This window comes from Chromohalobacter sp. HP20-39, assembly GCF_033052815.1.
Lineage (GTDB): Bacteria > Pseudomonadota > Gammaproteobacteria > Pseudomonadales > Halomonadaceae > Chromohalobacter.
The window spans coordinates 1-279 of record NZ_JAWHTP010000580.1 but is presented as its reverse complement, the minus strand read 5'-3'; the positions used below and the strand labels follow the sequence as shown (position 1 = coordinate 279).

At 55.2% G+C, this 279-nt stretch carries 1 pseudogene; it reads left to right on the top strand.

Annotation, left to right across the window (positions count from 1 at the left end):
• A pseudogene (gene metG / locus RVY79_RS19265) lies at positions 1-279 on the top strand (methionine--tRNA ligase); the annotation flags it as partial.

Below are 279 nucleotides of genomic sequence, written 5' to 3'. Positions count from 1 at the left end.
GCTTTATCAACAAGCGTTTTGACGGCGTGCTGGCAAGCGAACTGGCTGACCCGCAGTTGTACAAAACCTTCACTGATGCCGCTGAAGTGATTGGTGAAGCGTGGGAAAGCCGTGAATTTGGTAAAGCCGTGCGCGAAATCATGGCGCTGGCTGATCTGGCTAACCGCTATGTCGATGAACAGGCTCCGTGGGTGGTGGCGAAACAGGAAGGCCGCGATGCCGACCTGCAGGCAATTTGCTCAATGGGCATCAACCTGTTCCGCGTGCTGATGACTTACC